General features: G+C 57.4%; 16 protein-coding genes and 1 pseudogene. 6 read left to right on the forward strand and 11 right to left on the reverse strand.

The features are described 5' to 3' along the window. The first annotated feature begins 1,283 nt into the window (after positions 1-1,283). On the forward strand, positions 1,284-2,621 hold the full coding sequence (gene hemN, locus XI06_RS25270; protein ID WP_271606769.1) for an oxygen-independent coproporphyrinogen III oxidase: 1,338 nt from the start codon (positions 1,284-1,286) through the stop codon (positions 2,619-2,621). A gap of 405 nt (positions 2,622-3,026) precedes the next feature. On the opposite strand, the gene XI06_RS25275 is transcribed toward hemN, so the two are convergent. After that, positions 3,027-3,596: a hypothetical protein gene (locus tag XI06_RS25275; protein ID WP_271606770.1), complete on the reverse strand. Its 570-nt coding sequence runs from the start codon at positions 3,594-3,596 to the stop codon at positions 3,027-3,029. Between the two features lie 1,370 nt (positions 3,597-4,966). On the opposite strand from XI06_RS25275, the gene XI06_RS25280 reads away from it, so the two are divergent. Then, on the forward strand, positions 4,967-6,256 hold the full coding sequence (locus tag XI06_RS25280; protein WP_271606771.1) for a carbohydrate porin: 1,290 nt from the start codon (positions 4,967-4,969) through the stop codon (positions 6,254-6,256). A 368-nt stretch (positions 6,257-6,624) separates the two neighbouring features. Here the strand turns inward: XI06_RS25280 and XI06_RS25285 are convergent. Further along, positions 6,625-8,301, reverse strand: a pseudogene (locus tag XI06_RS25285) (NEL-type E3 ubiquitin ligase domain-containing protein); the annotation flags it as partial. A 669-nt stretch (positions 8,302-8,970) separates the two neighbouring features. On the opposite strand from XI06_RS25285, the gene XI06_RS25290 reads away from it, so the two are divergent. Together XI06_RS25290 and XI06_RS25295 are read left to right on the forward strand one after the other, a co-directional pair. After that, on the forward strand, positions 8,971-10,797 hold the full coding sequence (locus XI06_RS25290) for an NEL-type E3 ubiquitin ligase domain-containing protein (protein ID WP_271606773.1): 1,827 nt from the start codon (positions 8,971-8,973) through the stop codon (positions 10,795-10,797). A gap of 245 nt (positions 10,798-11,042) precedes the next feature. Then, a complete protein-coding gene (locus tag XI06_RS25295; protein WP_271606774.1) occupies positions 11,043-11,177 on the forward strand; it encodes a hypothetical protein in 135 nt (44 codons plus the stop codon). Between the two features lie 844 nt (positions 11,178-12,021). Here XI06_RS25295 and XI06_RS25300 read toward each other — a convergent pair. After that, positions 12,022-12,417, reverse strand: coding sequence for a hypothetical protein (locus XI06_RS25300; RefSeq protein ID WP_271606775.1), 396 nt, complete (start codon positions 12,415-12,417; stop codon positions 12,022-12,024). A gap of 155 nt (positions 12,418-12,572) precedes the next feature. On the opposite strand from XI06_RS25300, the gene XI06_RS25305 reads away from it, so the two are divergent. Then, positions 12,573-13,190, forward strand: coding sequence for a J domain-containing protein (locus XI06_RS25305; protein ID WP_271606776.1), 618 nt, complete (start codon positions 12,573-12,575; stop codon positions 13,188-13,190). 816 nt (positions 13,191-14,006) lie between these two features. Here the strand turns inward: XI06_RS25305 and XI06_RS25310 are convergent. Then, positions 14,007-14,990 carry a pectinesterase family protein gene (locus XI06_RS25310; RefSeq protein WP_271606777.1) on the reverse strand — a complete coding sequence of 328 codons (984 nt, stop codon included), beginning with the start codon at positions 14,988-14,990 and terminating at the stop codon, positions 14,007-14,009. Positions 14,991-15,246: 256 nt separating this feature from the next. Beyond that, positions 15,247-16,539 carry a glycoside hydrolase family 28 protein gene (locus tag XI06_RS25315; protein WP_271606778.1) on the reverse strand — a complete coding sequence of 431 codons (1,293 nt, stop codon included), beginning with the start codon at positions 16,537-16,539 and terminating at the stop codon, positions 15,247-15,249. A gap of 809 nt (positions 16,540-17,348) precedes the next feature. Between XI06_RS25315 and XI06_RS25320 the strand changes: the two genes are divergently transcribed. Next, complete coding sequence (locus XI06_RS25320; RefSeq protein WP_271606779.1) at positions 17,349-17,531, forward strand: hypothetical protein; 183 nt, start codon at positions 17,349-17,351, stop codon at positions 17,529-17,531. A 98-nt stretch (positions 17,532-17,629) separates the two neighbouring features. Here the strand turns inward: XI06_RS25320 and XI06_RS25325 are convergent, their stop codons facing one another. The 6 genes from XI06_RS25325 to XI06_RS25350 all read right to left on the reverse strand — a co-directional run bounded on the left by XI06_RS25325 (position 17,630) and on the right by XI06_RS25350 (position 24,680). Then, positions 17,630-17,986 (reverse strand): hypothetical protein, encoded by a 357-nt coding sequence (locus tag XI06_RS25325; RefSeq protein WP_271606780.1) that lies wholly within the window; start codon positions 17,984-17,986, stop codon positions 17,630-17,632. A gap of 893 nt (positions 17,987-18,879) precedes the next feature. Continuing rightward, the gene (locus XI06_RS25330; RefSeq protein ID WP_271606781.1) at positions 18,880-19,128 is read right to left on the reverse strand and encodes a hypothetical protein; all 249 of its coding nucleotides are present in this window, start codon (positions 19,126-19,128) and stop codon (positions 18,880-18,882) included. Between the two features lie 2,025 nt (positions 19,129-21,153). Beyond that, positions 21,154-22,065, reverse strand: a complete 912-nt coding sequence (locus tag XI06_RS25335) for a hypothetical protein (RefSeq protein WP_271606782.1) — start codon at positions 22,063-22,065, stop codon at positions 21,154-21,156. Between the two features lie 424 nt (positions 22,066-22,489). Further along, a complete protein-coding gene (locus XI06_RS25340) occupies positions 22,490-23,305 on the reverse strand; it encodes a hypothetical protein (RefSeq protein ID WP_271606783.1) in 816 nt (271 codons plus the stop codon). A 3-nt stretch (positions 23,306-23,308) separates the two neighbouring features. Next, a complete protein-coding gene (locus XI06_RS25345; protein ID WP_271606784.1) occupies positions 23,309-23,920 on the reverse strand; it encodes a helix-turn-helix domain-containing protein in 612 nt (203 codons plus the stop codon). Further along, on the reverse strand, positions 23,898-24,680 hold the full coding sequence (locus XI06_RS25350) for a TIGR04255 family protein (protein WP_271606785.1): 783 nt from the start codon (positions 24,678-24,680) through the stop codon (positions 23,898-23,900). The genes XI06_RS25345 and XI06_RS25350 overlap by 23 nt, the downstream gene beginning before the upstream one ends. Positions 24,681-25,740: the final 1,060 nt, after the last annotated feature.

Genomic DNA, 25,740 nt, shown 5'->3' on the forward strand with positions numbered 1-25,740 from the left:
GAGCCGCCTCGGCCACGAAGCCGTCAAAATGTCGCGCGTGCTGCCTTTGAAATTAGCCGCGCCAAATAGCCATCCTTTTACCGGTCCTCGATGAGTTCGATGCCTCGGCAATCTCGTTGAGACCTGGCTAGCTCAGCTCTCATTTCCGCCAGACGAGCTCCAGCTTCGATTGGCCTACCGAATCACAAACTTCCCCGATCCGTTGTGAATGGACTGAAATGCCAAGATGCGAAGGCTATTTTCATGCAATGAACAGGCGCCAGATCTCCCAGCCGGCTCCTGTATCGACGGCTCCAACTCGCAGCATCGCGAACATAGTGACGGGTTTGGTCGACGCCTGACCAGGCGGTCTATGTGAAACTGAGAGCTGCAGGTGCATCGCATCGATACGACGCCAATGAAAGATAATGGAATAGATATGCGCGATCTGGCAGGGATCGATAGCTCCAAAGGCGATGTAAAAAGAAAACAACCCAGTTGATGAAGCAGAATAGAAACTGCGGCAGATAGTGTCTCGTCCGACGCATCTGGCCGCACTTCGCTTTGCCATCAGCAAGACGTTCAGAGTCGCTGTGAGTTGGTGAGTTGTGTTAGACAGCGACGAGGGCCGCCGAACCAAGGCGCCCCGACGCACTTCGCCGGGGGGCTGAAAGTGCGCTGGGGTCGCCCAACATCATCAGTACATCCGTGATGATGCTCGTGGCAATGAGACAACCAGCATGGCGGAATTGAGGCTTATGCGTTTGATACTAGGGATCAACAATCTGCTTTCGCCAGCTGCGCCAAAGATCCTGAATCGCACGTTGCGTCACGTTTTGCTATTGCGTTCCTCGCGCTCTCATCTAGCAGCCAACTTGTCTTCCGTGACACGCCGCGTTGGCAGGCATCCGTTGAACTCGGTGAGCAACCAAAATCGGCTCTTGAAGATCCACCGGCAAGCTCAATTGCTCCTGGTGAGACCTACAAGTCCATGTCTTCGTCGCAAAAATGGCTGGCCGTCAGCCAATGCGACGTGCCCTCGGATGAGCGATTGATCTTTCGCGCCGGCTCGTTCGTGCATGTCTAGCCGCTTCAACCGTACTCGCACGAGAAGTTCCATGTCCTAAACGTCCAGATAACCGCCAACGAACGGCTCTCACGCCCTGCTGCTCTTAAGCCGGTTTGCAGTAACATCGAAAACGGGACCAGATCTCAGAAACCACTAGGCGGGTTTGACTTAACGCAAAGACACAAGAGAGGTCATTGGTCAGCTTCATGCTCTCTGAGCATGGGAAAGTTAAGTCTTGCAGACCCCCCTCCTAAATAAGTATTGCGATGCTCGCCTGCCTTGGTACACCATCTATCCCACCGTACCGGATTTCTCCGCGACGGTCGGCGTCAAGACTTGCGAGACGTGGCTGAGGCGGCTGCCGCCCGACGAGCCCGTTTCGCTCTATATCCACGTTCCGTTCTGTCACTCTATATGTTGGTATTGCGGCTTCCCTACAAGCGTCAGTCGCAGCGAGCGACCGGTCCGCAATTACTTGGCGGCACTGCGGGACGAGATAGGCTTGGTCGCAGAGCAAGTGCCGCGCGCTCTGCCGGTGAGCGACGTGCATTTCGGCGGTGGGACGCCGACCACCATTGCACCAAGCGATTTTCTCGCCTTGATGAAACTCCTGCGCCACCGCTTTGCATTCAGCAATTCAGCTACCGTCGCCATAGAAATCGATCCGCGTGGGGTCACGGCCGCGATGGTGGAAACGTTGGAAGCGGCGGGGATCAACCGCGCGAGCATAGGCGTGCAAAGCTTTGACGGCGTGGTTCAAAGGGCGGTCAACCGAGTCCAGAGCGAGGTACAGACGACTTCTGTCGTCGAAAGCCTTCGCCAGCATGGGATAAGGCGCATCAATTTCGACCTTCTCTTCGGACTGCCGCATCAGACGGTGCGGTCTTGCGTGGACTCCGCGAGGACGGCTCTGGTCATGCGGCCAGACAGGTTTGCGGTTTTCGGCTATGCTCACGTCCCCTCCTATATGAAGCGTCAGCGCCGGATCGATGAGACGGCGCTGCCGGATAATGTCGCCCGCGCTGAGCAAGCCGCGGCTATTGCAGATACGCTGGTCTCGGCCGGCTACCGCCAGATCGGGCTCGACCATTTCGCCCTGCCCAATGACGAGCTGGCGCTGGCCCAGAAAGCTGGTCGGCTGCGCCGCAACTCTCTGGGTTATTCGGCTGATACCTGCAAAACCGTGATCGGCTTAGGTCCGTCAGCCATCGGCCGTCTGCGTGACGGTTACGTCCAGAACGAGATCGCAACCGCTTCCTATCACCAACACATTCAGGCTGGTCGCCTGGCAACCTCAAAAGGCTACTGTCTTACCGCCGAAGATCGCCTCCGCGCCGCAATCATCGAGCGTCTGATGTGCGATTTGCAGGCCGACGTACCAGCGATCTGTGCTGCTCACGGATTTGATCCGATTCCTCTTCTCGATTCGGCCGACCGCCTGGGAATGCTTGCAGAAGATGGGATAGTGGACATTGAAGAGGGGTTCATTCGGGTCAAGCAGGAGCACCGGTTTGTCATTCGCGCTGTTGCTGCCGCGTTCGACGCTCATCTCGACCGCATTCCGATTAACTAAGCCACGCATGTGAGCAGATCCAAAACCTCTAAGCTCTTTCGCGAGAGAGCGCTCCGAAGAAGCGCCTCGGGCAGAAAAGCCAGTTTCGAGAATGTGGCGGCGACGTGATGACACGAGCTATGAGATATGGCCTCAAAACTGGCGATAGCCGACTGGAAGAGAGCTGATTTGAAGGAAAGGCGCAGCGGATTCCGCCGTTCAGGGCCAAGGCTCGTGCGGAAAGTGCTCTGCACCACCTGCCCTGGAGTGCTCTCGATGATAGTGACGGCCGCAGTACATGCCGCTGGAGACGACGGCGCCCGCACAAGCTTCGGGTATTCTACGGCCGGAGGCAGCTTTGCGAACCTACGGGCCACCTCATCGGGCACAGTTGGAGAATCGACCACACCTGCAGCGCCTCAGACCTCAAGGCTCGGCTGTCTTCGGTCCGGCGGTCACTGGCGCGCCTCCGACGGAAACAGGTCCTTGTGGTTTGGACCGCCCGAAGCGTTTGCTGGCGACGCTCGAAGCAGCCCGGGCTGGCGAAGGAGGCTCGGAAGCAGCAGAAGGGACAGGTGTTAAACTCTGCAGCGACTCGATCCGCGAAGTCAGTATGGTGATCTGATCCAGGATCCCTTTGAGGTCATCCCGCTGAGCGTTGATCCGGCTGTTGAGTACTGCGATCTCATCGCCGGTTTTCTGCTGTGCCCACCTTATCTCAAACAAGGATGCCCTGTCCTCCAATGACAGGCTCATCGTTGAAGCTTCCGGCGTCTCGACAAAGGCTTCAAGGTTAGCCCAAAGCCAGGCGCCAGCAGCACACGAGCCAACGAGGACAAGCGGGAGCACCAAAACCGGGAGGATCCGTCTTGACGGCCCGTGCAAGAGCGGCCGCAAGTCTGAAGCGGCCGCTTGATCCATCAAGTCCATTGTCCCTCGCTCAAGATCCCATTCCAGCAGGCTTGTCTCGTCGATGCCAAAGGCTGCGATGCTCACGCGCTCCAGGAGCTGCGAGAGTCGACAATAATCAATCTTGCCGAGCTTCCCGATCGGCTTCCCTGCTCCTATGAAGCGCTACTTCTTGAGCAACACCAACGCGACAATTTGCGCGCGTTCTCCATGATAGCGTCACCGGCGAGCAACGGCACTCATCTTCGATGGCGATGTCGCAGCATTTTCTCACTATCCAGAAGACACCTGGAGATTTTCTTACACACGAATGCAAACCGTCTACTCATTCCTGCACTGTGTTCGATCGAGCGTCCTCACAGCTTGCCGAGACCAGCAACCTCCTGCGGCACGCGCCACGCAAGCGCCACGGCTGATCGGCCGAGCGGCAACGGCCGATTGGATCCGCAATCATCGCACCTGATCAACTACCAAATCCGGCAGCTTGTTGGAGATGACGCGCTCGTGCCAAGCGTGACCAACGAACTCCGCGCGCGTCAAGGATTCGGATGCAAGACAGGTCGTGCCGCGCTCACGGCAGCCAGCAACTGTTCGCCGATACCAGCCAAAGCTGCTCGATGGCTGCTTCCTCCGGTCTCCTGGGCCATCACGTTGGACGTTGTGGCGAGGTTGCCGCCCGCGCAACTTCAAGTCTGGCGATCGTCTCTTATTTCGCTGACAACGATACCGCTAAAGCGCTTCGTGAACCCAAGCCTCTTGCACGGCGAGCCTTGCTTTCCAGTAGCTTCCGTTTCGTCCAGAAGGCCGCCTTCGATGCAGATGCGCGACACCGCCAGACTCGCCTGACACGCAGTGAGCAGGGCGGACATTCGCAATGTTTTGCTGGCCCGGACAGCAAGCCCCCGCGCCCCCGTCGTGAGCATTGGCCGAGCCGGCGCCCTCCTCTGGCTCTCGGCGCGCCGGCGTCATGCACGAGCAAAGTTTCGGACCAGATCATCGTCGCGCCGCGGGCTGAGAGCTTCAGGAAGCCTGAGTGGTCCTCTTGGGATAGATCGTGGTCTGGCTCGTCCCCCTCGCCCTCGGACACGAAAACGCAGGGAGCTCACTCTGGCCAATCAGGCCGCATTTCAATCGATTCATGGCCGGCAGACATTGACCCGAATTGCGCCATACGTGATTGCCTTCTTGCGACGAGCTCGCCTCGGACAAACTCGGCTACGGCAGCACTCAGACCAAGGGGAAAGCAATTTTGGCTTGTTATCGCGCTTTCGCTAGCGGCTTATCTGGTCGGCAATTCCGTACTGGCACAAACCGCGAGCGGACTTGATCCTAGTAACCACTCAGTGGATCAGGCCAGCAAAAGAGGAAAGAGCTCCGATCGTGCCGCAAGGCTCCCGATCGACCTGATCCGTCAGGCAATCCGCCCTCCTGCCCCGGCGCCAGCAGCAGGTCCCGGAGTGCCTTTCGAAAAGCGCGGCAATGCGGGCAGAGGTGCTCAGAGGAGACCGCAAAAGACGATCGATCCCTTCGATCGGTACGACAAGCTGCGGGAAAAAGGGTTGTGGTTCAACATACCTGGCCCTGCGGACACGATTGATCAGGACAGGGACGGCGTTAGATCGGCGCTGGCCGATGTCGGCATCGGATACATCGGCTGGACACACAACAGCTTTGTAAATAACCAGCTGCCGAATGCGGCCAGAAGCACTATCGCAAACCAGCTCTATATGGGCCAGAATCCGACCTTCGCGTCGGCAAACTTCATGATCGTCACCTACGATCTCAGCCGGTTTGGCGTTGCCGACGGACAGATTGTCGTAGGAGCCGAGCAGCAATACTGGACGTGGGATCGCCCGGGACCAGATCGAGCGGGAATCAACACCCTCGCCTACTACCAGACTTTCTTCGACAGGACGCTAGAACTCAAACTTGGCTACCTCAGAAACCAAAATGAGTTCACCGGCACATTGTTCGGAGGGATTACAGGATCGAACATGTCTGCCTTGTTCCAGGCAGGGATGAGCACCAATGCTGCGCCGACGCCGGCGGTCAACTTGAAGTACAATTTTGACGATCGCTTGTACAACAAGGTCTCCGTCCAGCGCTCAATCAGTCCAGATGGTGCCTATGCCCACATAACCGAGAATCCCACCGGCTTGAACTGGAGCACGGCCAATGCGGGCATCCTTCTCGTTGAAGAAGCCGGCTACAAGAGCAAGGCTGCTGCCGGCGTACCCGACACGTGGCTGCGGGCGGGCGTTGGTTTGAACAGTAGCCGCTACACGAATTTGGCGGATCCCAAGCAACAAAGAGAGAGCGGGAATAACTTTCACTACATCGCCGCGGACAGGCAGCTCTGGCAGATTGACGCGAGTGGGACGCCGTCTCGCGGCATCTATGGCGGCTTCTCCATCATGGGAGCTCCGCCTGACTTCAACAGGATCAGCCAATATTACGAGCTTCGTCTATATGCGAAAGGGCCTTTTGATAGCCGGCCCAGTGATCTGATTGCAATCGTTGCTAGCAAGACGAGCTGGAGCACATTTGCGGTGAATGCTGCCCTGGCCAAAGGCCAGCTTGCGCATCGCGATACCACGGCAATCACCGGAACCTATACCGCCCATCTTGCTCCGGGAATATATGCAGGCGTGGGACTATCATACATTCATAACCCCACAAGCATCACGCACACGCCCCAAACTGAACACGCGCTCAATCTATTGGTGTCTACGTTGATATTCTTCTGATCCTCGCAAGCGCCCCTTCTGCTCCCATCACCGCCCGAACAGTACTGCCTCGTCAAACCGAGCTATGGCTGGCTGCGGCGGCGCCTCCGCAGCCGATGATTTCACCACCGCGCGCCTTGGTTTCCCCGACAACTTCTTGACCGAGGAGCTCCCGTCCCGAAGCGCCTCGACAAGACGAAGATACGCCCCTCGCCTCGCACACGGGAATTTTTGTCGCTCGGCAAGACTGAAAGACCCCTCATCGAGGGCAGCGCATTGCCAAGGCGCAAAAGCACCTTGGCAGCGATGGGCGAGCCTTCACGATCGATCTTTAGGTGCCGCCACAGAGCAATAATCGATATCTCTGCGGCGGTTTGTGAGCCTGATAGTTCGAGGCCATGCTCGGCAAGCACACGGTGCATGACCTCGCCTTTGATCTCGCCGGCGATCTCGTTTCGGACTTGGGCTCCGAGCACCCGCTCGGCATCTGGATCGCCCAGAAGACCATGCTCGGCGAGTCGTTGACCCAAGCGGGTTTGAAACTCTTCGTCCATGGCTTCGACCACCCGGTCTCGCAACGCGGCATGTTCGTCCGGAGCGATGCGCCTCAGCACGGTCTCCCAGGGTTGCCAGCCGCTGGCCATGCAGTCGGTGAACTGGCTTGCTTCCCGCTCCCGGACCAGCTCGAGCGCCCGCGTCGCATCATCCTCGCTTACGTGCGAGACCGCCAGGAAGCGCATGTCAGGGGCGAGATGACTGAGCTCCAAGGGCTCGCGCAGCCGATGTTGATAGGCCAGATAGACTTCGATGTCGTCTACGTTCGGGTTGCCGCTCGCGAGCGAGTTGATCCTGTCGCGCGCGATCTCGTCCAATGCCTCCAAGCGGAAGGCGGCGCGGCCGCGCTGAATCAGATCGCCAAGCCGATCGTCATATACCCCGTCCTTGACGTCAGCGTTGATGCGCGCGGTCTGCATACCATTCCAATGCAAGGTGACGCGATCCTCGCAGCTCGTGTTGGCCCCGGAAGCCTGCGCAAAGAACTGCTCGCGCAATGTCGGATTGGCGGCCGCATGCCGCAGACCATCAGCTACTGCCCGCCGAAACTCGTCATTACCGTAGTTCACGGTGCCTCGTAGCCTCTCGAGGAACTGTGCGTAGTCTGGGGCGCCGGGCTCGTCCGCAAAGTGCTGCCATTCGGCCAGCGTGGCCGGGTCGTCTGCTAGCCAGTGTGCGGCAGCCTCATGCAGGGATTGCTGCGCAAGCTGCGGTGGCGCTTCAGCCGCCGCCAGATGAGCGAGGAGGTCGTCCGGCAGCGCGTTATCCCCCAATTCGAGGCTCTCCAGATGCGGGTAGTCGAGGCTATTGTTCGGCATAAGAGCATCTAAAAGACCTTCAGGCAGGTTGGTCAGCCGGTTACCGCTGACATTGAGTTCAATGAGCCACGAGGGGAGGGACTCGGGGAGTTCGGTCAGCTGATTGCCACTGACCGCAAGCGAGGTGAGCCCGCTCGGGAGAGCGTCCGGCAGGCTGATGAGCCGGTTGTCGCTTGCGTTCAGGATCACGAGCCCGGCCGGAAGGTTTGCCGGCAGACTGGTCAAGCTGTTGTCAGCAACCTCCAGCTCAGAGAGGGTCGCCGGAAGATCGTCCGGCAAACTGGTCAAGCGATTATGGCTAATGAGAAGATGCTGGAGACCGGGTGGAACACAGCAGGCAGGCTGCTTAGCTCGTTGCGCCTGGCGTGTAGTTCCAGCAACCTTGGCGGCAGGGCGGCGGGCAGAGCGGTCAGCGAGAGCGAGGACAAATCCAGCGAGCGCGAGCCAGTGGTACCGGAATTCCTGATTTGTCTGCGCCCCTGTCGCCTATTCTCGGCTTCGCCCTGCCCCTCTTCGGCAACCCAATTGTCGAGGATTTGCGCGCGCGCGGAGGCTGGGGTCCGATAACCCTGTCAATGTTTCGACCAAATTCGCGACGGCAAGATTGAAGCCGGCTAGGTAGCTTTCCTGCTCCACCTCTTCAAATGCGTCCGGGGAGGAAGCCGCGCTCCGCTGGGCGTGTCCTGTGTCCATCAATCTCTCCATCGTGAGAACTAACGAGTACACCTCCGCTTCCCAAGGCCGGGAAGCAGCTAGGTCCGCAGAGCAAATAATCATTCGAAGGCCTGTGCGCGCGGGCCGCGACTGTAGTGCAGCACCTCTTCGACACAGGCCGATACGAGCCCAACCTGGACAATAGATCGATACTGCTGCCCGCAGTCTGCCATCTCGTTGGCCAGATAAGTCCGGAGATCCGTCAACGGTGGCAGTTTCCGCCCTTGGCAGGCCCACCTGTCGATCAGCTGACGAGTGTCGCTGCAAAAACACCCAGATCGTTGGGCTCGCCACCAACGGCAAATACCAGCACGGCAGCGATTGTCTTGGCACGAGAGAGGACCGACGCGGACGTTGGCCGTTGGGGAGCTTGCGCTCTTGCTTCGCAGCCAGTTGGAGAAAGGCACCGCCGCCACGCGCGGGCTTTAAACTTGAGCCGCTGCTGCGTGGTTATGCGCGGAAACGCGTCAGCGGAAAATATCATACGATCGGGGGAGCGGCCGATCAAATCCTGCATCCAAGGTCATACCAGCTTCGTTGCGATCGATGCCACTTATGGCGACAGTTTGTCAGCTTATCGAAAGCTAAGGGTCCTAGAGCATTGTCACCGTGGGCTGAGTCTGCGCTCAATTTCGTGAGGAGGGTGGGATGGATCCATTTGAGACAGGACATATTCAGCGCAACGGTGGCATCCCATCTGTATCTTCCGGACAGCAGGACGGGCAAAACGAAGACGCGGCGCAGTGGAACGCGGTCGTCGCAGGCTCCGCAGCAAACCCCGGAAATTCCGCCCATATCGAGGGCGATGGAGATGAGGTGCTTGAGATTTGGGCTGCTGAACCGGAGGTAGGCCCGCTCGAGGATCGGGAAGAAGCGGTGCGCCGAGTGAATACTCTCGGTGAGACCACTACACTGGATCTCCGATCGCTGTCCCTTACAAGCCTGCCAAGACTTCCGAACGCCGTCGTTGCGCTTGATGTGCCCTTCAATCGGTTGACCACTCTGCCCGACAGCCTCCCTGCTTCGCTCCGGCGTCTTGACGTTAGGGGCAATCAGCTGACCACCCTGCCCGCACTTCCGACCGAGCTCAGAGGCCTCGACGTGAGCTCAAACCGGCTGAGGAGTCTGCCTGGGGTCCTACCGGCTGAGCTCGAACTTCTCGACCTCAGCCACAATCAGTTGCAGGATATTCCCGAGGTGCTCCCTGCTTCGCTGCAGTTTCTCCGCGCCAGCCACAATCAGTTGGCCAATCTACCGGAGACCCTTCCCGCCGCCCTCCAGTTTCTCGACGTTAGCGAAAACCAACTGACGCGTCTGCCGCGGCGCCTCCCTGCTTCGCTGGATTTTCTCGACGTCGGCCAAAACCAATTGACGAGCGTACCGGACGACCTGCTGACGCAATTGGTCGCTTCTGGCAGCATAGTTCTGACCGACAATCCTCTGCCCGAGCAGGTGCTCGCGAACCTGGATTCAATCCTAGGCGCCGAGGGCTATGCCGGTCCGACGGTCTACCATTCGCGCAATGACCAAAGTGAATTGTCCGAGACAGACGATGAACAGGCCGATGCTCTCATTGAAACGGTCGCAAACTGGCTCCGGGGAAATCCACAGGAGGGTGATCGAGAGGTGCTGGCCGCTTGGCGGAGCGTCGCTGAAGAGCCGGGCGCCCGGGAATACGCGCTCTTCCTTGGCAAACTGTTTGACTCCGTGAACTCTGGCAACGAAGAATTCCGGCAGTCCGTGGCCAATGATCTGCGCCAAGTGGCGAAAAACTCGGAATTGCGTAAGCGCTACTTTCAGCTGGCCCTGGACGCCAACCAGAGCTGCGAGGATCGCAGAACTTTGACCTGGAACGGCATGCAGACCGCACGCCTCATCGCCGAGGTCGAGAACGGCGCCTATAACAACAAGGCTCGGCTTCCCGATCTCATCGATCTGGGGCGGGTCATGTTCCGCCTGGACGCGCTGGACAGAATTGCGCGCGAGAAGGTTCACGCGCTAGGCTCGGGCAACAATGTCGAAGACATCGACGCCATTGAGGTCTCTCTTGCTTATCAAAATAAGCTCCGCGAGCGGCTGGGACTGCAACACGTCGCCCCGAACATGCGCTTCTTTGAGGTTTCCGGTGTGACCGACGCTGACGTTGACAGCGCCGAGACATCCGTGCGCAACCGAGAGGCGGCGGAATTCGCCGACTATTTGGCGGTGGACTGGCAACCCTGGGACGACGTTGTGAGTCGCATCGCACCCGAAGACCACACCAGGGCGCACGACCAGCTCCTTGCTGCAATGGGGACGGAGTTCGACAGCCGGCTGCAGCAACAGCTCACCGACAAAGGTTTGATCGGGGTCGAAGCTGACCTTGTCGAGGATGCCAAGCTAGAGTTGGGTGCCGCAGTTCGCAAAGAGATCGCCCGTGAGATCAAGGGGGCTCTCAGAGATAAGGTGCTCAATGAGCACGGTCTCACCCTATGAAGTGGCCTTTGCCGTAGTAGAGCAGGTTCCGGCCTGGTCACTCCTAGGTCGTCCTCAACCGGGATCGTTGTCCCAGCCCGCCGGTGCTTTGCCAGGCGGGCAGCTCTGATGGTCTCGGATATTGTCGAGACCAACCTTCAGTGAACGAAGCCCTCCTCTCTTCTGGGCCGACGAGACTCGGGACAACGAAATGCGCAACCGAGGCTGGATCGGAAAGATTCCAAATCTGGATCGAGAATCTGGCAATGCTTTTCATGCGCGTGATCCGTCGCGCGGCCGCCCCACGCTTTCTAGCGGTGCTCGCGAAGCTGCCGCTCCAGATTGATGGCTTGATCGGCATTGTGGGCACGCTTCAGCAAGGCGCTGCGTTCATCACCTGAAGACTTCGCTCCGCTTGATCTCGCATATCCTGCGCGAACTGCATCAATCTCGCTTCCAGAGACTCTGTTGCTTGAACCGCCTGCGCTTCAATCCCATTGCGACTTCCTTCCACCATTGCAACGATCGTACGCCCTCATGCTGCGCGCCGCAGGAACATTTCAGCTCAAACCTATAAACGACTCGCGTGCAACAATCCTTCGGAAGATATACAAATGTTGGTTCGTTCGCGAGAGTCTAGGTATGCCGCGAAGCTGTAGCTGCCTCACCCGCGTAAAAGCCCCAGCATGCGCAGCAGTCCCCAAACCATTTTGATTATCCAAATCATTGAATATCCTATCTGACTCCCGCCCCTTGAATTGAAGGCGCATTTCGGGAGCGCAATCGATTCACGACATCAAATAGGACGGCACCGATTCGCAGGCGCGCCCTTTTCAAGCAAAGTGGCGCTTTGCACGAGATGGAGTACCTATTGTCGGCAGCTGCTGATCTCAGGCCCCTATTGGGCTCTTGTGCGTCAGTCGCGCCGCCCAAGAGGTCGGCGTGGAAAATACATCCGATCCAGGTAAAGGGACATCACCCACTCGAGTAGGGCTTCTTCAGGAGCGTCAAAGGTTTGCTAAGCCGCCGCTACGGTGGCCAGGAATTTCTGCACTTCAGCTTTAGACGGTTACTATCCTCAGCCAGGGACGTGGCAGCGGCAAGCACCTGCGGTGACGCGGTGCCCGTCTGGTCCGCACCTCGATTGACTTCGGCGATATTTGTAGCGACCTGAGTCGTGCCAAATTCCCGCCGGCTGCACATTCCGAGCAATCTGCTGGTTTGCAGCGCCTTGCCAAGCACCTCCTACGATCCCGGCTGCCGTGCCAGCGCCAGCATCCACCCGTCCAACAGCGCAACGTTCGAGACTTTTGTGGGTCGGCTGGTGAGCAGGCCGCTTCGTCCGCGGCGGGCAGACGCTGTGACTTGCGTTGATCCGCGAACGAGCGGCTCCGAAGCTTCAAATCGAAACAATGCGCTTTCTGTTTCGCTACGCAAGGCGAAGGACTTTCCGAGCTTCGAAAGAAGATTCAGAAGACGTCGCTTGCCTTCGTCGTTGCGCAAATTACCGCCGAGCAATGCCTTCGCTTGGCTTTTGAGAGTACTCACCTCGTCCCATTCAAGACCCCCATGTGCAGAACCCGACAGCAAACTTCGATTGAGTCGATCTGAAATCTCAAAGAGATGATGGTCTGAATCCACTTGGCGAGTCCTGGCATGTCAATTGCTGGGGAGTGCCCGCTACATCATGCCACTAACTAGACGCAAAGGCCGAGTCAGACCCGACTTGCCGTCCAAACCAAGTCTCTAGCATAGAGCGGCTCTGCTAACTGCCGCTGCGTTAACGGAGCCAGGTCATGTTGATCGACACATCCGAAATCTTCAACTCCATTCGCATCAATAAGCAGGAAGCGCAGGAGCGCAAGCCCGCGGCGCTGTGCGAATGGCCTGGCTGCCAGAACAAAGGTACTTATCCCGCGCCCAAGGGCCGCGACAATGCGCGCGCCTATTGGCACTTCTGCATCCACCATGTTCGCCAATACAATCAGTCCTACAATTTCTTCTCGGGAATGGACGCCGAAGCGGTCGCGCGCTACCAGAACGACGCGCTGACCGGCCATCGTCCGACCTGGAAGATGGGCGAGAACATCAGCGCACACACAATGACCGGCAGCACTGCCAATTTCGAGGACGACTGGCATGCCCTCTGCACGCTCGTCGAGCTGAACGGACGCGCCGGTGCCCGCCACCGCCCGAACGCCAAGCCTGAGGCGCGCAAGATTTTCAATGTCCAGGGCAAAGCGTTGCAGGTGATGGGCCTGAATGCCAATGCGACACTCGGCGATATCAAGGCGAAGTACAAGGCGTTGGTCAAGCAGCACCATCCCGATGCCAATGGCGGCGACCGCTCCACGGAGGATCGCCTGGTCGAGATCATCAAGGCCTACCAGTACCTGAAGACCGTGGTGCGCTAGAGCTATCCCGAACATCTCAGCGGGCCTCAATGGCGCATCGGAAGTGGAGGACGGAGCTATCCGAGCTTTGCTCTGGCGACGCGGGCAGTTTGACTTCCCTGGCTAACGCTTTCGGGCGATCATGGCGGACAATCGACACGATGACCGGTTCGTTTCGTTCCGCAGCGGTCAGGTAAGGGGCCGGAAAAAGGCAACATCCTGCGCACGTGGCGGCTGCATCGGCCCAGCGGTGAGCTCGTGGATATGCCAAACGGCTCCTTCCAGCCCTGACGGTTGAGTCGCTACGACCGCCGGTTACACCTTCGAAGCTCCAACAGGAGTTGCGCGCGATCGATCCCTCCGTTGTTCGAGAGGCAACACGAAAGTACAAATCTTTCCGGGGATACTCGTTGGCTCTATGGAAAGGGTTTCGGCGCAGAAGCGACCCATCCAGGCCTATTCGCTCGGTGGCGCCAGATCAACGATCGATCACAAGAGCCCAATGGATCGCGGGGTTCACGGCTGGTTCTGACATGGCCAGGGGCTCTAGCGCTCCGCGCCACCCACTTATCTCAAGGGCTCTGCCGATCGCCGCGAGGCAAGGCAGGCATCGTGAACTTGATCGCGCTCCACACCGTGCATCGCGTTCATCAAGCACTGGGCTATCGCACGCAGTTGCGCGTTTCCCTGTTCGTGAGTAACCGTCTGGTGAGGCTTTCGATGACCCACAAATATGGTGCCCAGCGCGATGGCAGTGACAGCCCACGCCGCCGTCATATCCGCACTCCCCGTCATTCATCCGACGATCGCCGTCGTCTCGTCACCGTTGCTTTGTCTTCATCGATATGGTTCCCTTGGCAGCCAATCTGTGGCGCCTCCGAAAAACACGCTCAGCGACCATCTCGCAGCTTCGCCATCTGTCAGTTGATGAGAGTGAGGCTCGCGGGCTGAGCGGTTGGCCCCGACGCCGAAGGATCGGTATTCAGCATAGTAGCTTGTCCTCAACGTATTGGTCTTGCCGGGCGTCCATTCGCGCCACCCTTCCGCGATCACGGGGGCATCTATCTCCGTCTCCAGGAAGACCACTGTGGCATAGGGGCGCCAAGGGCGGCCAAGTGCGATATAGCCCGCAGCAGGGTCGGAAGTTAGCCTGCAATGATCAAAAACATAGCCACTGTCCTCATCCGGCGCTGCCTTGCTCTGAGCGGTATAGACGATCGATTGATTTGCGATGCCGTGCAACTCACAATGCCGGAACCAGGCCTTGGCGTTGCCAAAGACGAAATCGACATGCCCTTCGATGTAGCAGTTCGAGAAGTATTGTCGTGACATTCTGCCGTTTGGTCCCTTGCCGGCAAATAGCGTGTCCTGGGCACCGAGCAGGCGGACGCGCGTAACGACGTCCCTGTCGCCGGTAACGGACAGCGCTACCGCCTGCGAGGGGGGATTGGCCGGATTGAGGGCGTAGTCGTTCTGGATGGTCAGATTCTCGAGCCGCAAGTCATCGCCAGCGGCATCCAGCGTCGCCGAACGGGCGGTTCCTCCTACATTGATCGCGCCGTCGCCATACACAATGACCGTATCCTCCGGCTTCCTGCCAGTCCCTTCGATATGAATACCGGATTTCGAGATTTTGACCTTCTCGCGATAGACGCCCGGCGCGATCCGGACATTGCCGCCTTCCGCAGGCAAGGCGTCGATGGCTTGCTGCACGGTGTTATAGTCTGCATTTCCGGCATGCGACACCAATAGTGGCTGAGCGTACGCTGCCGAAATGAAGAAACATCCGGCCAGAAGCGCAGACGGCACCAAAATTCGCATGTGATCTCACTCTTCGTTCAGTTCGCGGCACGTTCGACGCAGCCGATATAAGGCACCGCCGCGGCATAGCCGCCGCGCATGGTCAAACACATTTTTTGCACAGAATCAGAACCTGCACGTCACCTTCGCATTCCCGTCCCTGCAAACCGTCGGCAATTGCAACCAACTCGGGGCATGAGGCTGACCTTCGTCAACACCGGTCATCTTGCCCCAGATGCGGAACTCAGCAGCCGAGTTCGGCACCGGGTGTAGTGCTTTACCAACCGCCGTCGCGGAATGCGCTGGAACATACCTCCGATCCGCGCCGCAGCGGCTTTGCAACTCGTCCGGGCAGCGGCGGTGATACGTCAGATGCGGTAACGTTCGCATGTTCAACTTGCCAAGTCGCGGAACTGGCAAATCGGACATCTTCAAGTGTCACGTCGAGTGCATGCCCCTCGTCTAGGCCGCGCATCAGCAACACACCAGTGTCGCCATGCACATGACGGAGAACGATTTGCCGATAGACCGGAATCCTCGTGCCTCGTGCGCGCGGATCATATTTTGTATCGAAAGCCACCGGCCACCTGTTGCCCCTCAGGCACACGTACTCATAAGTCACGCTCTCTACCAGACCGCCTCGGCCAACATCGCTCTTGATGCGCAAGCCAGACGTCGTACCATCCAGCGTCAGATTACGCACCAATATGTCTCTCGCCCCGGAATTCACCTCACTGCCGATAGACATGCCATGCCCCCAGCCGAAATAATTATCAATGATAGAGATATGGCTGGTTGAGCCATTATCACCGGCCTTGATTGCAACGTTGTCGTCACCCGTACGGATCAAGCTGTGGGTGATGGTCACATCCTGACTCGCGCCAAGATCGATGCCGTCGGTGTTGCGGGCATCCGCCGGCGAATCAATCGTGAGGCCCCAAAACGTGGCACCGTCGACCCTGCTCATCGCGACATGAAAATTGGGAGCGTTGCGCAAGGTGACACCAGAGAACGTGATGTCCTGCGCATGATCGATCTGGATCAAGCGCGGGGCGTTCTGGCTGCCGCCCTGAGCTTGGGCGCGACGCGCTAGCTGCCACCAGCTTTCCGCGCCGCCGCCAATAATTGCTCCGCCCTGACCGTCGATGATGCCCTCCCCGTAGATGCCGCCGCCACGCGTTTTTGAAAAGCTGATGAATGGCCGGCAGCCGTCGCCCTTTTCCGCGATGCGACCACATTGTCCGAGGCCCTTGTCGTAAGCAGCAGGTTCGGGAATGGCGATCAGCGTCGCACCGCGTCCGATCCATAAGGTCACGCCCGATTTCATGTCGAGTGGACCTGAGTGAAACTCGCCGCGCGCGAGATAAACTGCAGCCCCAGCGGGGCAATGTTCTATGGCGTCTTGGAGGCTAACTGTATCGTTCTTGCCGGACGGCACAGGGCGGTCGCAGACCGTATGAGGTGCAACAGGTTCGGCGATAGTCCGGCGGTCTTGCGCCTTTGCGGTGGGGCAGACAACCATGGAGGTGAGTATGGACAATAGGGCCCAGTTGCGAAAACGCTTTATCATCGACCTGCTCTTGTTTTGTCGCACGCGTCCTTGCCGCGTGCCTTTTCTGGTATTTGAGCGCTGGCTCGATCGAGCCGTTGCGCGCGTCACTGGCCCGCGCAAGATGACATTTATAAGACGCAGCAGAGCCTCGACCGTGCGATCGCGCCGTAGCACCTTCTCTATGCGCGAAAATGATGAAGCGTTGTAGATAGTCCAAGATCCAAAAAGAGTCTCGGCGTTCTCACACTAATTGAGTGTCCAACTGGTCCTGATTTTCGGCATCTCAACTGCAGGTGAATCCGCACTCCGTCGCATCGGCGTTCGATCAAAGACTCCACTACAAGAAGTAACAGGAGCGCCCACGCTCACTTGACACCGTAGGGCCACGAAGGCGCACCGCAAGATTTGTAGCGACACGTCCGGAACGAACGCGGGGGATCAGCTTTCACGGCGGCGAGATCGAGATCGAGCGCGCAGGGTTAGGGACAAGAACTGTTCACCGCCCCTGACGCTAAACTTTATCCAAGGCGATCCGCTGCGCTTCGATTGAGCTCCGGCTAATTGGCCGCTGCCAGATCGGCAAGGGGACGAAACATCCAGCACTCCCAACGACAGTCGAAAATGCGGCCGATATTTCGCGCTAGGTGGCGCTCGCTCCGCAAGTGATGCAAGCGAAGCCGGTTCGCCGAAAGGCAACGCGACGGCTCGATACAAGCTAAATGCGGCGTAGGCTTTTCCGGGAATTTAAGGCGTCGTGATAGCGAGTGCAGAGCGTCTCTGCGACAATAGCTTGTATCCTTTAACTCGCTGGGCAACCGGCGAGGCGGTTGATCCGCCGCCGAGGATGGCGGCTCATCTTCGAGCAATCGCCGAAGCTCTCCTGGCGGCATGTGCTCCTCGTTGAATATAAACGCACCTGGATCAGCCGAAACCGGCAAATTGCCGACCGGCTGATCCCGGCGGGATGGCACGGGCTCGTCATCCAGCAGTCCGCGGAGCTCGCCTGGTGAGAATGGCAGGTACTCGAAATCAAGTGCCGCGGCATTGGTCATGGACGGCATGTGGCCGGCGAACCGGTCCACTCCGCCCGGTGTGGGCGCATCATCGATCAATGGAGCAAACTCTCTGAAGAAAGCGGCGGCAGGGCATCAGAGCTGAAAAGATTTGGCTCTATCGAGCCGGAATGCTGATCGAATAGCTGACCCGGCAGCGGCGGTGTGGATTCATCATCCAGCAGTCGCCAAAGCTCCTCAGGCAAAATGGGCGCTCGAGCGATAACCCTCGCGAGCGTGCGACCTCCTGCGCGAGTTGAACCTCCGCGCTGTTCTTGAACCGCCCGCAAAGCCATACCTACGTGCTTGTTCTCCTTGAACACGCTGTCAGAGAGCTGATTTAGTGCATTATCATCACTGGCTTCGAGCGACTGGCCGCGCTCGCCGAGGTAATTCGCCACCTTGTAAAGCATTTGAGCATACTTCTCGGCCGTCAACGGCGACAGTTTTCGGCGACGCGTCGCATCTAATTGCTGCGCGAAGGCGTCTTTTCCCCCCTGGTTCGGCTGATCGTCTGGAACGGCGTGCTGTACCGATGGCGGAGGTGCTGCATTGGATATGGCGAAATTGTGCGAGTCGATGCCAGCCTCCCGTCCAGGATCACTGGGTTAGTCCTTATTCGGAGAAGCTTTCGAGAAGCTGACGAGGCTACCGGCCGGCACCGGATCGCATTCGCACTGGGAACCCTCTTCCTGGTTCTCACGAATTTAGGGGACTGCCGTTCCTGCCCTCCGGATCGCATCGTGATCGTTTGCGGACATAGTCAGCCAGTTCTCGTCATCCTCCATGCGATGCCGGATGAGCATGGTCGGCTTCCGCGGTCAGCACCGCCGGTGACCCGCATGCCTTGCCCTCCTGCCACCGCGGACCATCGTGTCATTGGTCTGCATTCGAGGCGCTCTGCAAGTCGCTCTTAGGCCACGTCAAAGAGGCTGGCGCCAATGGCATTGCCGAGTCCGTTCTGAAGCGGAAGCGCGGGGTGATGGCGGCAGGCCAGCAGTACGACGCGGCCATCCAGTACCTTCTATCGTCAGACGAGGTTAGGCAGGCCGGAGACCACAAGGGCGGGAAGTACGTAGCTGCACGTTGAAGTCTCGTTGTGCAGGGTTGCTGGCACCGAAAACCGATGCCAAGCCGTTACAATGACGCGATGAGATGCAACGAGATTATTCCACAATTTCAACGTACTAAGTGTCATTGCTGTTATTGCAACGAGACTATCTCACCCGCCTAAATTGGTAGGGAATGAGGTAACCGCCAGGCGGAGATATCATCTGCCCGGTGGAAACCGGCGCTCGCTGTGGCATTAATCGTCATCATCATCGGGCCAGTATTCCTCGTCATCGCCTCGATGCAGTTCATATGTGTCCCCAAGCACGTTTGATCCGGCATCGATTTGGATTGCGTCAAACGCATCCGGTATAGTGTCGAAGGCTTTACGAAGCCCTCCGTCTTTTAACGGATCGCCGATGCGATACACGTGGATGTTTCCCCCCTCGCCCCGTAACTCGTAGTACGTCCCGTCCTCGCATTGCACCTGCGCGACAAAACTCATCGGACGCTCCCGGTGGTAGGCCTATTCGCTAGATGCCTTGGTCCAAGGCGATGCGCCTCAACGGCGTACGGCTGCAGCTCCAACCAAGCAATGGCGCAAATGGGGTAGGGGCGGTCGATTCCCTGCCAAGCCATAGGCTCTAACTGTCATTGAAGCGCCCCTCGCCCTTCAGACACGTCTAGCGGTGACTTGAAACGCCTTAAGATGGACAAAATGACCGAACCTGCTGGCTCAAGGTGGAGAGCTTTGACATTCCCTTCAGAACGTCTACGTGAGCAGCCCCCGAAACAAGACGCTCTCGCCAAAGACGCGGCGATACGTCTCGTATGTGGCGCTCCTCTGCGCGCATCCCCTGGCCAACCCACCGCGGTCAACCAAAAAGCGCAGCCTATCGACAGGGCCGCATCCAGTTGTCCGGTTCGCCCGCTGGGCTCGCAACCCCATGCGTCTCGAGATCTTCACCAACTCCGCGACGAAACCTTTCGCCGCTAACGTAGGCGGCACCCTTCAGCGGTCCCATGATCGACTCGAAAACGCCACGGCAGCATTCTGATCAACAGGATCATCGACGCTTCGCGATTTGCGCTGTCGCGCGTTGCGTATTGAATTGTTTGCCGCAGAGTTGCACTGGCGTTCATCGATCGGCGATGAGACTGCTCGACGCTCAAGCCTCCGCTCCAGATTCGCCAATCCTGCCTTACATTCCTCGATAACCGATTGGGCGCGAAGCAGCTTGACCTTGAGTTCATCCTGTTGCCTGACTATTTTCTCGAGATCCCAATCGTCCTGCATTAGCTCATTGACCATCTGTAAAGCACCGATTGAAGGCCGCCGCTTAGCTTTACAAAGCCAGGCTCGGCATCTCGCAGGTGCCCGCGCTTGAGCCCCAGGCCAAAAGTGACGCAACCAATGGTCCTGAGGTATAACGCTTTTGCCTCGGTGTGCACCATCTTGTTGAAGACCGCCATTCGTGCCGAGCCTTTTACAAGACAATCGGATTCTGCCCGGCGAACCGGAGCGGGATCCGAAGATGGCAGAGTTCGCGGCGCGGCCGCACGGTTTGGAATGCGCATCAGGAGACCTCTGCTACCGATCAAGCGGGCAAGTTTCATCTGAATACCTCGACCGAATGCCTGAACGAGCATCATAGTCACAAGTGGTTTCGTCGCATTTTCAGGCAACCGGCATGCCAATGTCGATTGAGCGTTTTTATGAAGGAACGATGTCGGTTTCCCCGTAGCACGTAGTTGCAGGCTGCGCTGTTGTCGCTCTTGAAACAAACCACGTCTTGAACGAGACAGCCGAGGCCGCAACCACGACGCCCAAAGCAGCGCTAACTGTGGAGGGTCAGTATAGGGAGAAGATTCTGCGCGTCGCCCAGAATGCTCTCACGATTCTTGAACAGTCGTGTGAGAACATGCTGTTGTAGCGAGCATGATGCGAATGCGACCGCAGCGATAAGATCGTGTCAGCAAGGGCAAAGGATAGCCCAGATGAGCTTCGCGGACATTCCGTTCCAAGAACGTCCTGCCCAATCCTAGTAGTGAAACGATCTTTTTAAGTTCCCGCGCAAACGACGGCGAAACAGCGTAATCGCACGGAACCAGATCAAATTTCAATTCTAGGCGATTTAAGCTTCGGTGACTTGAGAACTTTGGCAGGATCGAATTGAAAGTTCTTATCTGGAAGAGGCTTTGCAAATTTTAGGATTTCTTCAACGATCTCTCGGGCTGATTCAGCGCCGTTCTTCATCTCAGCCTTCACTGTTAGAGACTAAATGCAGCCGACAAGCTTGCTGACCCGCTCGATAAGCAAGTCGGCCGAGTCAACGATTGATCTGGTCTAGTCTATCCCCATCACATGTTGTGGACCACCGCGACTTCACGCGGAGCAGTCCGGCCGAGTGCGTCGCCAAGTTTTTCGTGGGTCGGCCCCAGAGGCGCACCTCGTCGTCGAGCTTCTTGGTCTGCGTTTGGACAAATGAGATCGTCTGTTCAGATCGCTTTCCGCCGAACTTTTGTCAGCTCAAGCAGCTGGCGGAGGACTAAGTCGTTCGAACAAGCTTTGCGAATTAGCAAGGTGCAGAAGGTCGATAATTTCCCAAGCAGGAGCGATTATCGTCATTCCGCCTTGAACGACAAGGTTGTCGCCCTCCAGGACCGGATCGCCGCGTCTCTCCATCTCCGCCTTTTGCTTCCTAAACTCGACACTTTCCCAAAATTGCCCGCAGTGAATGCCAAGCAATCCGACGAACCACTCTTTGTGTGTCACCGACCGGCCATCGGATAGGTACGCGTCCCTAAAGTGCGGATGAGATTGCCGTCGCAATTGCATATACGGGGAGCTGATATCCGTCGTATCGGTCCTGTATACAAATACGGGTGATCCCGAGAAGCCTCCGCGGGAACGCATGTCTCCAAGGTACGCAGGGCGCCTTGCCTCGTTTTCAAGCTGGATCAAGGCACGTGGGTGTGCGAGCATTGACAAGTTGCCGAAGCGAGCGGCCGGAACGTTGCGGTCACCTCCATGACTCTCGGCGAACATCCCGATCATGAACAAATCTTCGCCCAAGCCTACCTCGAATTCTTCGACAATCTCTTGTGTGACGAACATTTCCTCTGAAAGCTTGAAGATCTCGTCCGTTTCCTGAAGCTCTTCCGTGATCTCGATCAGAGCAATGTCGTCACGTCCAGGTCGGAAATGCCATTCGCTCGGATCGTATTCTAAGAACCTGACCCCGCCATTGCTGTTCAAGCGGATAATTGAGGCGCCTCGGATCGCAACATGCCAGTTGGCGACGGCATAGCATCGTTGCGGGTCCGCTTCGGGCGAAAAGAGGAAGCCTGTTCCCTCCGGGCCTACAACGTTGCCCGTCTTGGGATCCCTTCGAAACAGGTAGAAAATACTGTCCTTCAGGTCTTTCCGAATTCTTGGCATAGGTTTTACCGAGCAGTTCAGCGTAGAGTCGTCGTGTTACTCAATAGGTTATCGTAGCTGCTTGCTAATTTAGGCACCGTGTCACTGGATAACAAGCGACGCCGCCGCAATCCCGTTGAAGGGGGAGAGTGTATCACAGCCTTGCACCCAATGGTTTCTTGCCACCTCCCGACGTTCCGAAATTGCCTCCCACATGCGGTGAGACGTCCGCAAGCGGTCCAAAACCTGAACCACCTCTGGCGCTAACACCTGGCTAACCGTCAGCAGGGGACGAGAACTGTGATAGAGAGCTGCTCGGCTGTCTTCCGAACGACCAGCGCGGGTGACAGGGGGAAAGCATGCGGCTGATGCTTCGAGGTGCCCCTCAGATTTTGGCCTCTGCACAATTCCGGCCGGGGAGACGAAGGAGTGCAACGCCGGCCAGTCAGTCGGCGGTTACAACCTCAAGATAGTCAAAGTGCCAAGGTTTCGTGGTGCGGAGCTGATAGAGTGAGATGGCATCGGCCGAGACAGCGATACATTCTCTCAGCTCGATGTTTCTCCACTTCCTGTCCCTGAAATAATATTGTCTGAAGAGGCTCTTGATCAAGCTCGCAGCCTTAGTCGCTGTTGCGGCGGCTCGAACGGGATCTTCCGAAACATTATACACGAGTAAAATGGAGAGCGCGTACGGGTCATCCGGTCCCTCGTGAACTACAGCTTTGCCCGTGTCGATGTCGAACAGCACCGCCAGCAGATCAGTTCCGGTACCCTTAATGGCGTTAGCAATCTTCTTGTGCGTTTCGGCAGGCCGTTCTTTGAGCCGACGATCGAACTCATCTGGGAAGATGGACCGATGATAGCGCGACGATAACCAGGATTGGAGCGTGAAATGCTCATCTTGGGTTAGCCTCACGTCCTGCTGAGGGGTCTCAGCCAGCAACAATTCCTTCTTGATAGTCTTCTTATCAGTCGCAAGAAAATCACCAGCCATTGAAGCCGCACCAGCTGAAAAGGTTAGATGGAGCCGGCGAGGGCTTTTGCCATTTGTGTAATGGCCGTCCACACTGCCTATTTTGCGGCCGATAAGGATTTCGCACATGGGCTCTACGGCCGCACTCTCTAGCACGTCGCAGTCGTGTGAGATGAGTATGGCAATTGCGCCATCAGCATCCGAAACGAGCAGCCCCAGCTTTGCAGCACTCGATGCGCTTAAAACGCAGCCTTGCTCCCAAGCAGTATCATTCCGAGTTTCTTGCATACGTCATGACTTATCGACCAACCCCGGAATCCCGTGCCCGAGCAGGTTCTGTGATTTTCTATCAGCAAACAGTTTGGCAAGTGCGCTCCTCTGTTCGGCCTCCAACCGAGCCAGCTCGACAAGGGCACGCGCTGCTTCAACTCCACTGCCTCCGCCGGCAACGATGTCGATAAGTGTTTTGCCACCGGCCACTTTGCGCCTGAGGAAGAGCGCGCGCTCTGGCAAATTTGCAGCCGCGATCACGTCCGAAGCTGACTTCAGCTCCATCACTTTCGCCAGGTTCTCAGGCTTGATCGCGCCGCCGTCCAACCAATTGTATAGGGCTTGGCGAGACACTCCTAAGCATCGAGCCAAATCTGCCATCGACAGATCCAGCGTCGATCTAATGTTCTCAATGTCGGAGGTGATCGATGGTGGCTTCGATGCGGGCTGGGCATCACGTGGCTTGCTAAAGATGTTCTTGCTCTGGCGGAGCGCATGGTAGGCTGTCGTGTAATCACCGCCCGTCCCGACACCTAGAAGCATCGAGAAGGTTACGAGAGGGATCAAAACGCTCCCGTTCCAATGATTGGGAGTCGTGCGCTCTACTTTTTCAATCCCAAACGCTGAGGGCATAGGGCGTTACCATCTGTTCGAAAGATCGGCCAATATCAGTGTGCAGCGAATCGAGTGCTTTTTCTATCCGATTCAACTCAAAATCGTCACGCTCTTCACTCCAACTATCGGTATCAATCACGGCGTACTGTCCGGAAATTTGATGTGAGAAGCGCTCGGGCAGCTGCAGCTGGAGAGGCTGCAGGTCTTCTGGGAAGGCCAGCCCTCCCTCTTTTTGGCTAATCACGATCGATCTACTTACCAGTGTCGAATGACCGCTAACCGTTTTTGTTTCAGACAGTGAATGGGCAAGTTGCCGATCTGGAAAGCTGCTACTGAGACCTAAAACACAGGGCTGAAGATATTTCGAAACGCTCTCCTCCGACCGAGGCAGCACAGCATCCAATACACGTATGCCAATCCGCTCGGAGTAACTTAGAACGGCTTCCTTATGAACAGTCTGAAGGCCACTAAGAAGAGCCGATCGGAATGGCGCGAAAGTGTCGTAGTCAGTTGTTTGAAAGGTTAGCCAAGACTGGTCGAGAACGAAGGCTGAGGTCTTCCGCGCGTTCCCGAACAGATACCGCGTAACGACTGCAGTTTTCGGCACAGCCGCTCCCAGCTCCAAATGTGCCATCTGGATCTTTTGAAAGTCGGGATAGCCCGCCTTTCGGAAGCTTTCTTGGATCGGAGGAATATAAGTGTCGAGAGCCGCCAAAGGGTTGAATCTGACTTGGGCGAGCGCGAAGTAGATCGGCGCATTTTTCATCTTCTTGCCCACGGCCAACCGCTCCACTGATCTGGTGTCAATTGACAACCCAGTTGTCACTTTACAAGTTACTTTACAGTTGTGAAGGCGAATTTTTTTCTAAGCCCTTCGCTAGTAAGATGGCGCTACCTCAACGGGGCAGAGAGACGGGACACTATGTGGAGCTTAAAACGCGAATGATTTCAGTGCCCTACAGGGATAGTCGACCAATCCTCGCTGTGATGAGCCTTGAGGGCAGACGTGCAGCCAATTTTCGCTCGGCTTTCGTCGCGACATGTTTCTATTGCCAGGGCGATGGGGCTGCTGCGCCTCCGGCGCTGGATCCGCTTGCTTGAAGCAGCAAATGTCCAGCGAAACGTTACCGAGCGGGAACTTTTCGCTCCAATTCCGAGGGAGAGAGCATAAAAGTTACCGAGTGGGAATTTTTCCAAAAACGACGCTGAGCGGCCGGAAAAGTTACCGATCGGGAATTCTGCTCCCAAATACGAACGGGGTTCATGAAGAGGAGATGGACGAAGGCCGGCCGGGAAATCCCCGCTAATCCCCATCGAGCGAAGCATCGTCCTTAGCGTCCGCTCGACGTCGAGCGGCGCTACCGGCCCCACAACCCACAACGGCGAGATAGCCTTCGCTCTGAAGAGGAGGCCAGCCTGATCGACGGCCCTGTCAAGGCAGCTGCTGCGCGTCGCGCATGGATAACCAACACCACTGAAAAATATTATCGGGGCCTTTCACCAAGTTGGCGAAACCTCTGCGTCCCGAGGACCGACAATTGCCGCGCTGGATCACAACTCGCTTCTAATTTAGCCCATGCGAGGTCATCACACCGAGGTGACAAGAACAGAAGTGCCGCCTGGGAGGGCGATCACGGACAGGAAGAGGCGATGGAGAGCCGCCCGTCAATTCTGCACGCTCTGCTGCGATACCTCACAGGCGCGGCAGGGTGGCAGCTGAGCAAATATGATCAAGACCTGCTCTAGCTGTCGAAGATTACGCGCGTCGCTTGCTCCGACAATCATTTCGTGGCCATGAACGACCGCAGTCGATTTGATTGATGCTGCGCGAGAACGAC

It is taken from the genome of Bradyrhizobium sp. CCBAU 11434 (genome assembly GCF_028128895.1).
GTDB classification, from domain to species: domain Bacteria; phylum Pseudomonadota; class Alphaproteobacteria; order Rhizobiales; family Xanthobacteraceae; genus Bradyrhizobium; species Bradyrhizobium zhengyangense.

Bases quoted from the DNA above. Each gene is read 5' to 3' on its own strand.
- XI06_RS25340 (WP_271606783.1), bottom strand. From the start codon at position 23,305: ATGCAAGAAACTCGGAATGATACTGCTTGGGAGCAAGGCTGCGTTTTA.
- XI06_RS25310 (WP_271606777.1), bottom strand. From the start codon at position 14,990: ATGCGAATTTTGGTGCCGTCTGCGCTTCTGGCCGGATGTTTCTTCATT.
- XI06_RS25315 (WP_271606778.1), bottom strand. From the start codon at position 16,539: ATGATAAAGCGTTTTCGCAACTGGGCCCTATTGTCCATACTCACCTCC.
- XI06_RS25330 (WP_271606781.1), bottom strand. From the start codon at position 19,128: ATGAGTTTTGTCGCGCAGGTGCAATGCGAGGACGGGACGTACTACGAG.
- XI06_RS25295 (WP_271606774.1), top strand. From the start codon at position 11,043: ATGCTTTTCATGCGCGTGATCCGTCGCGCGGCCGCCCCACGCTTTCTA.
- XI06_RS25305 (WP_271606776.1), top strand. From the start codon at position 12,573: ATGTTGATCGACACATCCGAAATCTTCAACTCCATTCGCATCAATAAG.
- XI06_RS25335 (WP_271606782.1), bottom strand. From the start codon at position 22,065: ATGCCAAGAATTCGGAAAGACCTGAAGGACAGTATTTTCTACCTGTTT.
- XI06_RS25290 (WP_271606773.1), top strand. From the start codon at position 8,971: ATGGATCCATTTGAGACAGGACATATTCAGCGCAACGGTGGCATCCCA.
- XI06_RS25325 (WP_271606780.1), bottom strand. From the start codon at position 17,986: ATGCTTTACAAGGTGGCGAATTACCTCGGCGAGCGCGGCCAGTCGCTC.
- XI06_RS25345 (WP_271606784.1), bottom strand. From the start codon at position 23,920: ATGCCCTCAGCGTTTGGGATTGAAAAAGTAGAGCGCACGACTCCCAAT.